This window comes from Aliiglaciecola sp. LCG003, from assembly GCF_030316135.1.
In the GTDB taxonomy this organism is placed as follows: Bacteria; Pseudomonadota; Gammaproteobacteria; order Enterobacterales; family Alteromonadaceae; genus Aliiglaciecola.
This window is the reverse complement of record NZ_CP128185.1, coordinates 224,104-238,904: the sequence shown is the minus strand read 5'-3', so window position 1 is coordinate 238,904 and position 14,801 is coordinate 224,104. Positions and strand designations below refer to the sequence as shown.

General features: G+C 41.9%; 16 protein-coding genes. 6 read left to right on the top strand and 10 right to left on the bottom strand.

Annotated elements, in window-relative coordinates; translation table 11 throughout:
* Positions 1–10 precede the first annotated feature (10 nt).
* The 4 genes from QR722_RS01015 to QR722_RS01000 all read left to right on the top strand — a co-directional run bounded on the left by QR722_RS01015 (position 11) and on the right by QR722_RS01000 (position 5,408).
* Positions 11–1,972 (top strand): response regulator, encoded by a 1,962-nt coding sequence (locus QR722_RS01015; protein ID WP_286284903.1) that lies wholly within the window; start codon positions 11–13, stop codon positions 1,970–1,972.
* Positions 1,973–2,194: 222 nt separating this feature from the next.
* The gene (locus QR722_RS01010; protein WP_286284902.1) at positions 2,195–2,632 is read left to right on the top strand and encodes a hemerythrin domain-containing protein; all 438 of its coding nucleotides are present in this window, start codon (positions 2,195–2,197) and stop codon (positions 2,630–2,632) included.
* A gap of 143 nt (positions 2,633–2,775) precedes the next feature.
* Positions 2,776–4,425: a diacylglycerol kinase family protein gene (locus QR722_RS01005; RefSeq protein ID WP_286284901.1), complete on the top strand. Its 1,650-nt coding sequence runs from the start codon at positions 2,776–2,778 to the stop codon at positions 4,423–4,425.
* The gene (locus tag QR722_RS01000; protein WP_286284900.1) at positions 4,422–5,408 is read left to right on the top strand and encodes a mechanosensitive ion channel family protein; all 987 of its coding nucleotides are present in this window, start codon (positions 4,422–4,424) and stop codon (positions 5,406–5,408) included. Before QR722_RS01005 ends, QR722_RS01000 begins: the two co-directional genes overlap by 4 nt.
* Before the next feature lie 60 nt (positions 5,409–5,468).
* Here the strand turns inward: QR722_RS01000 and QR722_RS00995 are convergent, their stop codons facing one another.
* Together QR722_RS00995 and QR722_RS00990 are read right to left on the bottom strand one after the other, a co-directional pair.
* Positions 5,469–6,380 carry a cation diffusion facilitator family transporter gene (locus tag QR722_RS00995; protein ID WP_286284899.1) on the bottom strand — a complete coding sequence of 304 codons (912 nt, stop codon included), beginning with the start codon at positions 6,378–6,380 and terminating at the stop codon, positions 5,469–5,471.
* On the bottom strand, positions 6,381–7,100 hold the full coding sequence (locus tag QR722_RS00990) for a transglutaminase-like domain-containing protein (protein ID WP_286284898.1): 720 nt from the start codon (positions 7,098–7,100) through the stop codon (positions 6,381–6,383). It abuts the gene before it with no gap.
* Between the two features lie 96 nt (positions 7,101–7,196).
* On the opposite strand from QR722_RS00990, the gene QR722_RS00985 reads away from it, so the two are divergent.
* A complete protein-coding gene (locus tag QR722_RS00985; RefSeq protein ID WP_286284897.1) occupies positions 7,197–7,586 on the top strand; it encodes a Cd(II)/Pb(II)-responsive transcriptional regulator in 390 nt (129 codons plus the stop codon).
* A gap of 163 nt (positions 7,587–7,749) precedes the next feature.
* On the opposite strand, the gene QR722_RS00980 is transcribed toward QR722_RS00985, so the two are convergent.
* The 6 genes from QR722_RS00980 to QR722_RS00955 all read right to left on the bottom strand — a co-directional run bounded on the left by QR722_RS00980 (position 7,750) and on the right by QR722_RS00955 (position 11,694).
* Positions 7,750–8,289: a BON domain-containing protein gene (locus QR722_RS00980; protein ID WP_286284896.1), complete on the bottom strand. Its 540-nt coding sequence runs from the start codon at positions 8,287–8,289 to the stop codon at positions 7,750–7,752.
* Between the two features lie 492 nt (positions 8,290–8,781).
* Positions 8,782–10,098 (bottom strand): DUF2254 domain-containing protein, encoded by a 1,317-nt coding sequence (locus QR722_RS00975; protein WP_286284895.1) that lies wholly within the window; start codon positions 10,096–10,098, stop codon positions 8,782–8,784.
* Between the two features lie 106 nt (positions 10,099–10,204).
* Positions 10,205–10,384 carry a hypothetical protein gene (locus QR722_RS00970; protein ID WP_286284894.1) on the bottom strand — a complete coding sequence of 60 codons (180 nt, stop codon included), beginning with the start codon at positions 10,382–10,384 and terminating at the stop codon, positions 10,205–10,207.
* Between the two features lie 131 nt (positions 10,385–10,515).
* Positions 10,516–10,707 carry a hypothetical protein gene (locus tag QR722_RS00965; protein WP_286287754.1) on the bottom strand — a complete coding sequence of 64 codons (192 nt, stop codon included), beginning with the start codon at positions 10,705–10,707 and terminating at the stop codon, positions 10,516–10,518.
* Between the two features lie 56 nt (positions 10,708–10,763).
* Positions 10,764–10,940 carry a DUF1328 domain-containing protein gene (locus QR722_RS00960; RefSeq protein ID WP_286284893.1) on the bottom strand — a complete coding sequence of 59 codons (177 nt, stop codon included), beginning with the start codon at positions 10,938–10,940 and terminating at the stop codon, positions 10,764–10,766.
* Between the two features lie 271 nt (positions 10,941–11,211).
* A complete protein-coding gene (locus QR722_RS00955; protein WP_286287497.1) occupies positions 11,212–11,694 on the bottom strand; it encodes a thioesterase family protein in 483 nt (160 codons plus the stop codon).
* A 122-nt stretch (positions 11,695–11,816) separates the two neighbouring features.
* On the opposite strand from QR722_RS00955, the gene recQ reads away from it, so the two are divergent.
* Positions 11,817–13,643, top strand: coding sequence for a DNA helicase RecQ (recQ, locus tag QR722_RS00950; protein ID WP_286284892.1), 1,827 nt, complete (start codon positions 11,817–11,819; stop codon positions 13,641–13,643).
* On the opposite strand, the gene QR722_RS00945 is transcribed toward recQ, so the two are convergent.
* On the bottom strand, positions 13,640–14,302 hold the full coding sequence (locus QR722_RS00945) for a glutathione S-transferase (RefSeq protein ID WP_286284891.1): 663 nt from the start codon (positions 14,300–14,302) through the stop codon (positions 13,640–13,642). The two genes, recQ and QR722_RS00945, sit on opposite strands and share 4 nt — an antisense overlap.
* A gap of 138 nt (positions 14,303–14,440) precedes the next feature.
* Positions 14,441–14,740 (bottom strand): c-type cytochrome, encoded by a 300-nt coding sequence (locus tag QR722_RS00940; protein ID WP_502872459.1) that lies wholly within the window; start codon positions 14,738–14,740, stop codon positions 14,441–14,443.
* Between the last annotated feature and the right edge of the window lie 61 nt (positions 14,741–14,801).

Here is a 14,801-nt window from a genome sequence, read left to right as displayed (position 1 = left end):
TGGAAGCGTCATGAGCAAGTATGCCCGCGTATTATTGGTTGAAGATGATGAAGATGATTACTTATTAACCAGCGATTATTTGCAGCAGCTCGAATCCCATAGTTTCGATATAAAATGGGTGACCTCACCAAGTAAAGCCCTTGAGTTACTGATCGGTGGTGGCTTCGACATCTGCTTGCTGGATTATCAACTCGGCGCCCAAAGCGGTTTGGAGGTACTTCAAGCCGCCGCAGAGAACGGCTGCAATACCCCAATAATTATGTTGACCGGGCAGACGGACGACGAACTCGATCAATCAGCCCTTGATGCTGGTGCAGTAGATTATCTCAACAAAGCCGAAATCAGTACCCGCCGATTTGCTCGTTCTATTCGTTACGCCCTAGCCCGCCATGATTTCACTAAGGAGAGATTTGAACGTATCAAAGCAGAGACCAAGAACCGTTCAAAGGACCGTTTTTTAGCCCATTTAAGCCATGAATTACGTACACCATTGACTTCTATTCTTGGTTATACCGAATTACTACTAAACAATAATAATAAGCAACTGGGCGCTAGTGATGAACTGAATATTATTCTAAGTAATGGCAAGCACCTTCTAAGTTTATTAAATGATGTATTAGATCTTTCCAAAATTGCAGCCAACAAATTAGAACTAAATAGAAGCAAAATTGATTTAGGCCGATTCATTACCGATGTTTTTTTCTTGCTTAGAATCAATGCACAAGACAAAGGTTTAAGCTTGGAAATAGAAGCTAAATCTGCTTTACCACAACATATTTTTGTTGACTCGACTCGTTTACGTCAGATTTTAATCAACCTCACCTACAATGCGATTAAGTTTACCACGCAAGGTAAAATAACCATTCGAATTTGGAGTGGCCTCAAGAAGGGTCGTGAGTTTATCTTCTTCGAGGTAACAGATACCGGTATAGGTATCCCGGATGACAAACTTAGCGCTATTTTCAAACCCTTTGAACAAATTGAAGATATTGTGTCTAGGCAGAAAGAAGGTGCCGGCCTAGGATTAGCGATTTGCACTGAGTTGGTTAAACGAATGGGAGGAGAAATTAAAGTCCATTCTGAACCCAATGTAGGCAGCCAATTTACCTTCAGTATTTCTCCTGGTGATATTATTAACGAACCTAGGCAGATCCTAAATTTTCAGAAGTCATTTGCGCCTGAGCTAGCCAAACCGATGAATGGTCTTTGTGGACGTATTTTAGTTGTCGATGACATAAAAGATATCCGCCAATTAACCAGCCAAATTTGTGGTTCTTTCGGCCTAGACGTCGAGACGTCACAAGATGGAGCCGACGCAATTGAGAAATGTAAAGCAGCTCTACTGGCAGCAACCCCCTATGACTTGGTATTGATGGACATCCATATGCCTGTGCTAGATGGTAGGCAGTCGGTGGTCAAAATTCGCCAAAATGAATTTAAAAATCCAGTCATTGCTCTGACTGCAGCGGCCCTTAAGGGTGTTAGAGAGTCGTTAATTGAAACAGGCTTTACTGATGTGGTTCACAAGCCAATTAATAAAGGTCAGCTTTATGAGGTATTGAAAAAATATTTACTTTGTAATCCGGATCCGCAAGTGGCTGTCAATGTCGATTCAAATCCATTACCCATCGAGAAGATTAATATTTTGTTAGTCGAAGATGATGGGGATACCGCCCAACTGACAAAAATATTATTAGAAAACCTCGGGGCTACAGTACAAGTAGCATCTACCGGAGCAGCGTGTATAGAGCTATTGCAGCGAGAATGTTGGCATAAAGTGCTGTTGGATATGCACTTACCTGATATTACAGGCTCAGATTTGGCTTTGCAGATCCGCCAAAAACAACCGTTAGCGGAAATCATCGTTGTCAGCGGCTTAGAGCTTGATCCTAAGGGTTTGCAAAAAATCGGCGCCAGCCGTTCTTTGCTCAAACCTGTCAATATGGAAAAGCTCGCGACGCTATTTGAATAACCCTTCTTTTAATCCTTGGATTGCCCTTTCCCTTGGAAAAATATTCTCATTTTCTGTAAATATTGCTATCAGCACAGATGGTTTGCTAATCTATTTCACCTTATTCCATTCAAGAATTAGAATTTATTCTCGCTAAATCAATAGTATAAGAAGCTTATAGGAGTCTGGCATGTTATTCGCTTCTGTATAGTTAATCTAATCTCAAACTTACAGGAGAACCACATGGAAATTTTCACAGCGATCCGCAAAGACCATGAGAAGCAACGGTTATTAATGAAGATATTGGTTGAAACAACCGGTAACAGCGAAAGTCGTCAAAAGTATTTCACAGAATTAAAAGCAGAGCTAGCCCATCATGCCATTGCTGAGGAACGTCATTTCTACTCTCCATTGATGGAGTCGGACAATACAATTGAACCCTCTAGGCATGCTATCGCCGAGCATCATGAAATTGATGAGTTGGTTGAAAAGCTAGAAAACACTGACATGAGCTCGTCTGCGTGGTTAATTCATATGAAGTCATTACAAGAGCTTGTTTTACATCATCTTGATGAGGAAGAGCATGAGTTCTTTCAACAAGCTGGTAAAGTTTTGACTGCGGCTCAAAAGCAAAAGTTGGCCGATGAATATAGACATGAGATGGAAATTCAAGAATCGTAACTACCCGCTTGCTAGGTGTCGTGTCTTTAATCTCATTAGACACGACATGCTTTCGGTTCATTGTGGCGGTGAAACCCCGCAGAACCGTCTAACCTTTAGTAATCTGAAAATTAGATTTTTGCGGTGATTCAACGAGGATTCATATGTTCATTACCAAATATTATGTTGGCGGTGCCATCTTAGCGTTTTTATTAGCCTATTACAGTTCACACTGGTATTTCTTTGCTATGTTTGCTTGGATTGGCTTATCTTTAAGTTTTGTCAGCGCAGCCTATATCCTTAAGACTCCGCGTATTTTCCGCAAAAAGCAGAATGGCTCTATTCCCATATATATTCGTTGGGTATTCATACCCTTTCTCCTTGCCATTGATTTATATAATGCTTGGGTCCGTAAACACGATAAAGTTCCTGCTATTCAGCAAATCGAAGATAATCTATTCTTATCCTGTAGGCTGTTCCCCTCTGATATTGATGAACTACAACATTTGGGGGTTAAAGGGATTTTAGATGTTACTGCAGAATTTGATGGCCTTGATTGGACAGCAGAATCAAACGATTTAGCTTACCTGAATGTGCCGGTGTTAGATCACCAAAGCCCCACCGAAGAAGATTTGGTTAACGCCGTAAACTGGATTGAAAACCACAGACGAGCGAATCGCGGCGTGGCTGTGCACTGCGCCCTGGGGCGCGGCAGATCTGTACTGGTAGTAGCAGCTTATTTGCTGTGCAAATATCCTCAGATGAGTGTTGAACAAGCTCTCGAAAAAATTCAGGGAGTCCGCTCCACTGCACGGCTAAATAATTTACAGATGAGGTCGTTACGCAAAATTCATAATAACGGCAAACTCAGTTTACAGGAAAGAGCGTGGATAATCGCCAACCCTGTCTCTGGTGGCGGGAAGTGGGTCGAAAATAAGCAAGAAATCACCGAACGACTTTCTGCTTATTTGCAAATAAAGGTTGTAGAAACAACGGAGCAAACTTCAGCCCGAGAGTTGGCTAAGCAAGCAATAGAACAAGGTGCTTCAACTCTAATTGCCTGTGGAGGTGATGGAACCCTGACCGAAGTTGCATCGCAAGTGGTGGGTACGGATAAGACTTTGGGTATTATTCCACTTGGTACCGCTAATGCCCTGGCCCATGCTCTGTTCGGGACGAGATCTAAAATAGTCCCAATTGAGGATGCCTGTGAACACATTACCTCTGGCAATGTAATCAAAATTGATACCGCACAATGCAACGACAAACTGACGCTGTTAGTCGTAGGTCTAGGTTTCGAACAAAAAATGATTGAAAGCGCCGACAGAAATCAAAAAAACGACTCGGGACAGTTAGCTTATTTGAAGGGGTTGTGGCAAGCCATTGACCTCAACCAAACTATGACGCTAAACATTGAGATTGATGATCAGCCCGAACAAGAATTACACACTAGTAGTTTGATTATTGCCAATGCCGCCCCTTTCACAACGGTTCTAGCCCAAGGCGGTGGCCAACCAGACTTTCGCGATGGCTTATTGGACCTTACATGGTTACCTGTAGTGGAATCCACCAGCGAGCATATAATCAGTTTATCAGAACTGGCTCTTTCGGGTTTGTCCGAAGACTTTACACCTGAGTCGGTCAAGCACTGCACTGCACGTCGTATTCGGATCAGGTCAACAAGTAGCATTAGCTATGTCATCGATGGCGAAAACTACTCTGATGATCAATTGGAAATCCACGTCAATCCATCTTCGCTAAATATACTTGCGCCGAATTTGGATCCACAAGTAGAACAGGAATCCACCGAATGAAACTAGAAGCACTCGACAATTTTTGGGGCCTAATCAACGAAAAGCTGCAAGTATGGCTAGAAGCTAGTATTAAGCATCTACCCAACTTTATTGTGGCCATTGCCATCGCAATCTTTTTTGCTATCGCAGCCCGGTACTCAAGTAAAATGCTACGCAACGTGCTTGGTAAAACCATGGAATCCAAGCAAATTGCTGATCTTTTGGCGTCCATATTTAAAATTATCATTCTGGTAATTGGGCTCTTTATCGCACTGGATTTTTTAGGTTTATCTGGCACAGTTAAGTCGTTACTTGCAGGCGCAGGGATTGTTGGTTTAGCCATTGGATTTGCATTTCAAGATATGACTGAAAACCTGATTGCCGGGATTGCAATGGGGGTTAGAAAACCCTTTATGATTGGTGATGTGATCAAAGCGGAAGGCGTATTCGGCACAGTTAAAACCATTAACCTGAGAAATACGTTAGTAGAGACCTTTTTCGGCCAAGAAGAGGTAATACCAAATAAGATTTTATTCAGAAATATTTTAACCAATTATTCAGTTAATCGAATTCGTCGCCTAGAAATTCCTTTTGGCATCTCTTACGCTGATGACCCTCAGAAAGCCGCAGATGTGGTAGTTGAGAAAATTAACGAGTGTGACTTCGTGATAAAAAAAGATGAAACCGCGGTATTTGCAGAAAGTTTTGGTGATAGTAGTGTCAACCTATTGTTGTGGTTTTGGATTGACTATCCTGGCGGAACGGGTTTCATGCAAGCTCGCCATGAAGCCGTAACTCTGGTAAAAAAAGCCCTTGAAGAAGCGGATATTCTTATACCTTTCCCCATACGGACTTTGGATTTTGGTGCCAAAGGAGGCGAAAAATTGAATACCATGCTGTCGCAGAAAAAGGCAGAAAGTGCTTCAGACAAAACTGAATCTAAACAAAAGCCACAGGCTGACTCTGTTGATAATGCTGATGACCAAGACGATGGTGAGGCATAACCCCTGGTATATTCCTAGCCACAAGCACTGAAAAATTCGGCTTGTGGTCTAGGTGACTGGTTAATCTGCAGCGTCACGACAAGATTCACTGGGCAATTCAAATTCAATAGTAGTGTGAGCCAATTGAAAGGGCTGAAGAGAAATTAACACCTCATGTTTGAGCGCTATCAATTGTGCCCCATCCAACAAATCATTCAAAACCAAATGGGCTGTTAGTACATGGTTCTGACCATCTAATGACCAGAAATGCACATGGTGGACATCCACCACCTTGTCCAGCTTCAATAGCGCATCCAACAGTGTCTGTTGAGTTTGGCGATCAGGCGAAGCTTGTAAAAATAGCGTGACCGTTTGTTTCAGACTGCGCATAACATTAAATAGAATAAAAAGTGTGAAACCGATAGATAACAATGGATCAAGAATAGGCCAATCCGCAAACATCAATACCACTGATACGATGAATACTGCCGCCCAACCTAGGACATCTTCGAATAAGTGCCAATTTAGTACTCGTTCATTTAACGTTTCCCCACCACTGAGTTTATAGGCGGCAAAACCATTCACCGCCATGCCGAAAATAGCCATTAGCAGCATGCCCTCGGTATGTGGCATTTGCGGCTCAGCCAAACGGGGCACTGCTTCAAATAATACCCAAGCAGAGCCGAAGATTAACACTACGCTATTTATCAAGGCACCTAACAAGGAAAGCCGTTTATAGCCATAGGTGAAATTAGAACTTACTTGCTTTTGACCTAACTTATTTAAAACCCAAGCCATACCTATAGAAAGACTATCACCGAGATCATGAACCGCGTCAGCCATAATTGCGGTGCTGTTGGTTAACCAGCCACCGATAAACTCGATAATAGTGAAAGATACATTGAGAAAAAATGCCCAACCGATCCGCTTAGATGACGTATTGTGAGCGTGATGATGGTGGCTGTGCTCATGCTGATTATTGTGGTTGTGCATCTATCGATTTCCTTTATAACAACGGCGAAGCCTGGCGACATTCCAATTAATAATATGCCTAAGAATTCGTTGGTACACGATTTTTCTTAGTCCCCCCACATTAGTACCTTGTTGAGCATAAAACACATCTGGGGCATCAAATACACCAAAATCATCCGCGATGCCTTCTTTTTGAATAAAAGTATCCTGCCCATTCCAATTCACAGGGGGAGACGATAAATTTAGCGTTGCTATCCCAAACCCACAGAACCTGCCAGATTGACGGGCAAACTTTTGCTGAATCGCAGTCAAATAATTTATATCTAAGATAAATCCTTCCAAGTTAACCCAACGGTCTTTAAACCAGACTTCTACCCAACTATGCAAAATTTTGGTTGGCGCAAAAGGCAATATCCACGCTGGTATAGCGCCCTTTTGTAAGTTCTGATGGATGGTAAAGCCATGAAACCTACAGGGAATACCTAAACTTCGCAATAGAGCCATGAGCAGGGCACCTTTAGTGTTGCATTGACCGTATCCGTCTAGCATTACTTGACTGGCAGGAATATCATCATTTTCATTGTAACCAAATTGAATTTCATCTTTTACATATTGATATGCGGCACCAATTTGTTCAAATTGATTTAACCCCCGCCAATTTCTAGAGGACACTAGCTTGGTAAAAAGTGGGTGATGAAAATCCAAAATAGGTGTTGTTTGTATGTATCTAGCCTGATCCATATTTGTACTCCTTGTAGATGAGTGATTCTAAAGAATATTGAATATGGTCAATGTAAACCCTATAGTAACTATAGGGTCAAACATTAAAAGTGCATTATGAAAATTGGTCAACTGGCTAGAAAGACGGGTTTCTCAGTGCAAACCATCCGTTATTACGAGCAGCAAGGTTTGCTGAGCCCGGCAGCGCGTTCCGAGAGTAATTACCGCTTATACGGACCACAAGCGCTGCAACAATTGGACTTTATCAAGCATTGTCGCAGCCTGAATATTTCCCTTCATGACATCAAGAAAATGCTCGAAATACGTCAATTTCCGGAAAGAAGCTGCGAAGCTATTGATCATATGATGGCAAATCATTTGCACAAAGTCAGGGTCAGAATTAGAGAGCTAAACAGTTTAAAATCTTCCCTCGCGAATATGCTAAAGACCTGCCAAGGTGAAAATGCAGTGGGTGAATGCGGGATTTTGAGAACCCTTGATCGTTAGATAATAATTATATTAATTAGTGATTCAATCATTTTAGTTACCTAGTAAAGCCTTGACTCTCGGCCAGATGCCGGACCAATATTAAAACGTAGGATTATATCAGCACAAGCAAAAACACCCACTAAAGGGTGGGTGTTTTCATTACTGAATAATAAGCTAGTAATTAGCTTTCGATTTTCAGTTTATCAATGACGTTAATTACGTCGTCTGTATTTTTAGCAATGGTTATCGCAAGGTCACGCTCTGCGTCTGACTCAACTTCGCCGCTAAGTGTGACGGTACCGGCATCGACTTCAACCTCGATGTCTAGCCCACTCACTTCAGACTCGAATAATAAACGTGTTTTTACTACGGTTTCAACCTTAGAATCCTTCAGCGCCTGCATACTGGACTCATCCATATCCTCCTCGGCCACTACGGTAAGTTGATTGTTTACGTCCTTAACACCATCAAGTGACATGATCAGCTCTGTTGCCAGTGCCTTGTCAACTTCGCGGTCGACCTTACCGGTAAGTGTTACAGTTCCGTTTTTCACATCAGTATCAATATCAAATGAATCTAAGTTGCCGTTGATTAACAAGGTCGATTCAGCTTTGCCATCAATCCAAGCGTCCTTGGCAGTATCTGTCCAAGAGTTCTCTGCGCTAGCTGATGATGTACCTAATACTACTGCTACTAAAAGTGATGTAATTGAGCGTTTCATAATAATCTCCTTTTTTACGTTCACAATAATACAAGCCAAATTAATGCCAACTCACAAACCTTTGATTTCTAACGAAATTTAAAAACTCCCACCAAGACAATACAAACCAAGCTCGAAATTATTACTAAGTAAATTGTAAATAGTGCAGACTCATCAACCCCATAATCAGCGTCTAACAGCGGGCCTGGGTCTCCCCTAAAAGCGCATAAAGCAGATAGGCAGATAGCTAATTTCGTTGGTAGAAATGAAGTACATTGCGATGCCTGTCCATGTAACGCTTTCTTAAATGAATGGAAAGGTCGTTGCCGAGATACAAAATATCGCTCTCAGGGTGAGAGCGCTAAGCATACATGGATGTATTCACTGCGATTTGTAGATTGGTGATGACCTTGAAATGAAGTAATTAGCGATGCCTGTGCATTCAGCGGAACTTGTGTGGTGCGAAAACAGTTTTGCAAAACCAGCAACCAGACTTAAAAATCACTGGCTAGATTAGCTAAAATCGCGTTTTGCTTTTAAATCATCTATTCGCTTTTGCAGATCTTCACGATCACCTTGGGACAATGATTGTTTATTTTGAATTTCCTCAATCATTGATAATTGCTGGTAAACGAAATTTTCAATTTCTGTCTGCTGAGCTACATGCTGTATGTTGCGCAAGCTTTCAATCAACCTGATAGTGACAGCCACACTTTTAACCCCATACTGCCTAATCTGGTCAAACGCAGGTTCTGCAAGTTGTTGATAAACTGTAGGCTTAGTTACTACCCGTAGATTTTTATGCTCATCGAAATGGCATGATTGGGGAAAGGTTTTAAGTGACAAACTACAAAGCACCGCAGACAATTTATCCACACAAGTTATCGCCGTGTAGGGATCGTTAATACCAGGGGAAAGGCTTCTAACTGCAATTTCAACTAGTTGGTGTATTGCATATTCAGGGTCTTGAACCGGAGTACGATTCGAGCCGAATAAAATTCCCTTTAGTAGAGCCGTTGGATCAAATGAAAGTTCAGCTAGTTTTTGGTGTATCGATAACACTGCAATACCGGGAACCACAAAATCCCCTGGTGAATGATGTATTTCAACCACGATATCGTGCTCACAACTTAATTCTGTCAAAAAGTGAGTATTTAACGCCTGAATATAACCACTTTTATCAGCGACCACTTCAAAACGATGTGGATAATCTTTTTCTACTTGAACAATTGAAATACGCTCTGGCTGTGTTTCACTTGAATCAGGAAATAAACGATCTATGTTGTTTTGCAAGCTCTCATATACTTGATCAACCACATTGTCAGCTTGAATAGACCGCGCAACATGATGGATGAAATAAATTAGAAAGGCAGTCCCCACAAAGGCAAAAAACACAGCAACATAAGTTGATGCACCGGGTATAAAACCACTTTGCAGTTGATCTCCTGAGCCTTGTAAAATCAACAAACAGTATATAAATGTTGATATGAATACCCCTAGAACCACTTGAGTACCCTTATCCATCATAAAATTACGGATAAGTCTGGGGCCAAATTGAGATGATGCTAAGGTAAGGGCAACCACAGTAATTGAAAATGCCACTGTAGTGGCGGTAATCATTGCGCTAGCGATGGTAGTCAGTAAAGCCTCTACTGATTCGGCGGACACCTCGTATAAAAACGCGAGATACTTAGGCGATTTTTCAGCGCCCCAATGGTCAAAGGCTAGTAATATTTTTGCAGACAGTGTTGCTGCACAAACCATAAGACTTGGCAAAAACCAAAAACTGGACTGCAACGAATCCCATATTTTCAACAATCGTGTGTTCAACGAGGATCCTCACAGAATAAAAAGGTTTGATTGAGTATAGTCTGAATAGTTTAACAGCAAATATACTGGTAAAAACAACTTACCAGTATACACACTCTGACAAGCGCTACTTCTCTCGCTTATTGATTTTTTTGGCTGCAAAAAGCATTGCCAAAAATCCAATGATAACAATCAAACCAAATGAGACTAAGAAAGTTGTAATCAGACCTCCATCGCCAAGACTGGTCCTAGATATGATAAATCCAATGGTCACAATAACAACAATAAAAATAATAGGTAATTTCATCGCCGCGACTCCCCACGATTAAACGTGATCTATTCAATTGGCAGTTACAGACCTAACCTCTTGTCGTTAATTGCCATTTTAGTAAGCAAAAAAGGGGGCGAACCCCCTTAACAATTAGATAACTAACAATATTAGCAATCTGTGTCTTCAGCTTTAACGCCTTCTTTCACATCTTCACAAGCATCTTCGATTGCGTTGCCAGTGTCAGTCATTACTTCGTCAATTTTTTCACCAGCGTTTTCAGCTCCATCGTCACATGCAGTAACAAGTGTTAGTGAACCCAAAATCATCGAAAGTAAAGTAAGTTTTTTTAAATTATTCATGGTATTTCTCCGTTACATGGTGGTAGTTAAGTTTTAATAAAATAATATCTTTCTAGCTAAACCTTTGGACCTTTGCCCCGCAGTGCATTACTGATAAGCGATATCACTAACAACACAACGAAAACGAAAAAGATTATTTTAGCAATTCCGGCTGCCGTACCTGCTAGCCCGCCAAATCCAAAAACTGCTGCAATTATTGCGATAATTAAAAATGTTAATGCCCAGCTCAACATAGCCATTCTCCTTAAGTGTTTAAACGTTAAAATTTGTTTCGTGACTTTACTTATGCAGAGTTCAGGCCAACTCACCAACCACGATTAAGCCATTGTTTTAAAAGGTATAATAACCACAACAAGTTGAGAGGGTGATAAGAGAAGGGATCATTGCAATGCAATTATTACAGGATGCAGTGTATTTGTTGCTTACCTGTACTAACGCCAATTCTGACGAACGAATGTGTATCAGGCTAGATGGCTGTTTTGCCACCTATTGCAACTCAAACTCCTAACCAATCATATAGGTTGCGGTGCCAAAGGCGATATGGGTTCCAGCTTCATTATGTAATTCCATACGACAGACAGCGACTTTTTTACCTTTGCGAATTACTTGGGCAGTGGCGATGAATTCTTTGCCTTTGCCTGGTCGAAGGTAGTCGACACGCATGTCGATGGTCCCGACATTAGGCAACGCACGTTGAAAAGCCTCGATGGACGCATGTTCAATCCCTTTAATTGCATAGAGAATCGCCATCAACCCGCCCACTGTATCTAAAATCGCAGCGGTAACACCACCATGCAGAATTTTTTGAATGGGATTACCCATTAATTTGTCGTCCCATGGCAACCGGATCTCCACTTCATCAACATCTAGTTTATTTATTTCCAAACCAAGCAGTTGATTAAACGGCATATGCTGACTAAATAACTGAGTAACATGTTCCGATAATGCGTCCGCACTTAAAGGAGTATCGGTAGAGTTGTGTGACATATTATTTTTCATTTCCAGTTTGCTAGGTACAGATTGTGCTGAGATACCCGTTGTAATCGTATACCAGCACGTCGATTTTTAGTAACATAACGCGCTTTTGAAGATTCAGCAATGAGGCCCTCTTGAACAACCCTAAAGACCTATCCCAATACCCAGAGAAATCAGCCCAGGACATCCTGCAGCAGGTATTCGGTTATGATCATTTCCGGTTGGGCCAAGAGGCTGTAATTGAGCAAACACTAGCAGGCAAAGATACCTTAGTCTTGATGCCAACAGGTGGCGGAAAGTCCTTATGCTACCAAATACCTGCATTAGTGTTACCTGGTATCACTGTCGTGGTATCACCGCTAATATCATTGATGAAAGACCAAGTGGACGCACTAGTTACCTCTGGTGTATCGGCGACTTATATCAATTCTTCGATACCCCGTGAGAACTTATTAGATATTTATCGGCAATTACAAGATGGCAAATTTAAGCTGCTCTACGTAGCTCCTGAGCGATTGATGCAAATCGATTTTATCAACCGACTGCACAGTTTGCAGTTGAGCTTGATCGCTGTGGATGAAGCTCACTGCGTATCTCACTGGGGTCATGATTTTCGTCAAGACTATCGATTGCTAGGTCAACTAAAGCAGCATTTCCCAATGGTTCCAGTTATGGGCTTGACCGCAACGGCAGATGTTGCCACTCGTGCAGACATTCAACAACAGCTCAATTTACATGAGCCATTTATTTTTCAAAGTAGCTTCGACCGACCGAATATTCGCTACAACCTATTAGCAAAATATAAGGCTGTCGATCAACTTGTCCAGTATGTGAAATCCCAAGAAGGCAGCGGCATTGTATATTGCAATAGCCGAGCTAAGGTGGATGAATTAAGCACCAAACTAGCGCGACAAGGCTTAAGCTGTGCCGGCTATCACGCAGGATTGGAAACTGAGATCCGTGACAAAATTCAACGAGACTTTATACAGGACAACATCGACATCATTGTTGCCACTGTCGCTTTCGGCATGGGTATCAATAAATCAAACGTGCGATTTGTAGTGCACTTTGATTTGCCACGCAGCATAGAGTCTTATTATCAGGAAACTGGACGAGCTGGTCGAGATGGCATGCCAGCAGAAGCCTTGTTATTGTTTGATGAAAAAGACGCAGCTCGGATCAGGCAATGGATCAGCATGGGCGAGAATACCGAGCGCCAAGATATTGAATTGCAAAAGTTTGCAGCGATGGAAGCCTTTGCGGATGCCCAAACATGTCGTCGGCAGGTTCTGCTAAACTATTTTTCTGAATACAGCGGTGATCATTGCGGCAACTGCGATATTTGTGTCGACCCGCCAAAGCGCTTTGATGGCACAACAGACGCCCAAAAGGTATTGTCTTGTGTATACCGCCTAGGCCAGAACGTGGCTACCCAGTACGTAATTGACGTACTTAAGGGTAAAGCCCTCAAACGTATAATTGAACAACAGCATGAGCAAATCAGCACCTATGGCATTGGTAAAGCTCAATCAGATGCTTACTGGCATAACTTGATTGGCCAAGTGATTCACCAAGGACTCTTACGTATTGATATAACTCAGAACGCCACTCTCAAGTTAACTGAGGCGGCAAGGGCCGTACTCAAAGGCGAAAAAGCCATATCATTAGCAGTACCTAGATTGGCGCTCGATACTGCTAAAGCGAGTAAAAATGATAAACGCTATTACGACAGAGCATTATTTGCTAAATTGAAACATCTTAGAAAATCTATAGCAGAACAAGATGACGTTCCACCATTTGTAGTATTCAGTGATGCCAGTTTAGCGGATATGGCCGAACAGCTCCCGCAAAATTCCGGCCAGTTCTTACAGATTAGTGGTGTAGGCAACACTAAGCTAGAGCGCTATGGCGAGCGTTTCCTAACACTTATTAATGATTACGTTAGCCAACCCAGCTACTAAGCATAATCATAGTCACCGCCCTTACTCAGCGCTCGTTTATAGGCCTCACGTTCATGAACTTGTTTAACAAAGCGCTCAATTGCTGGAAAATCTTTACCTACCCCTCTAGCGACACTTGCTTCTAGAGGAAAACTCATTTGAAAGTCAGCACCACTTAACTGCTCACCGGCAAACCAAGAGTTATTCTCTAAGTGTGAATTTACAAAAGACATATTATTTTGAATGATCGGGGAATAATAACTTTGCATTACTTTGTCGACTATTTTCCCGGCCACAATTTTGATAAAAAACGGACTAGCTTTCGCTCGTACTTTATCTAATACCAACTTGGCCACCATTGGCGGCATCAGTGAACCTTCCGCAAAGTGAAGCCAATAAGTATATTGGCGACGGGACTCACTATTAGCTGCAGGTTTCAGTTGCTCGCCATAGGTTTCAATCAAGTACTCTATTATCGCGCCCGATTCTGCCACCGTAATATCACCATCAGTAATCACCGGCGATTTACCAAGTGGGTGAACCAATTTCAGGGTATTAGGGGCAAGATTGGTTTGCGGATCTCGTTGATAATGCTTTATTTCATACTCTAAATTTAGCTCTTCGAGCAGCCATAGCACCCGTTGCGAGCGGGAATTGTTAAGATGATGAACGACTATCATGTATCACTCCTGTGAGCAGTTTAATTGGTATATTGATAACTACGCTAAGGATGTGGAAAAAGATTGAAAGCTAAAATGATCAAAGCGATAAATCAGGTCACAAGGAGCAGGCATGTGACCTTAACTTGGGACAGCAAATCAGCCCGCAGGATTCAAACCGGCATAATAGGCGGCCAAATTATCAATATCATCGTCACTCAAACTGGATGCCATGGGACCCATTTGCATATTTTTACGCTGACCATCGCGAAACGCTTTTAATTGTAGAACCAAATACTGCTCCTTCTGTCCAGCCAAATTAGGATACATAGGGATCATCGAAATACCTTTTGCACCATGACATGCAGCGCAGGTAGCTGATTTCGCTTTACCCTTTTCTGCATCCCCTGCAGCCATTGCAGAACTAGAAAATCCGAAGCTTATCGACAACACAATCATAATAGCTTGTTTGAATTTCATGTTTTAGACCTCTAAAAATGTAAAAATGACTAACAAGGCA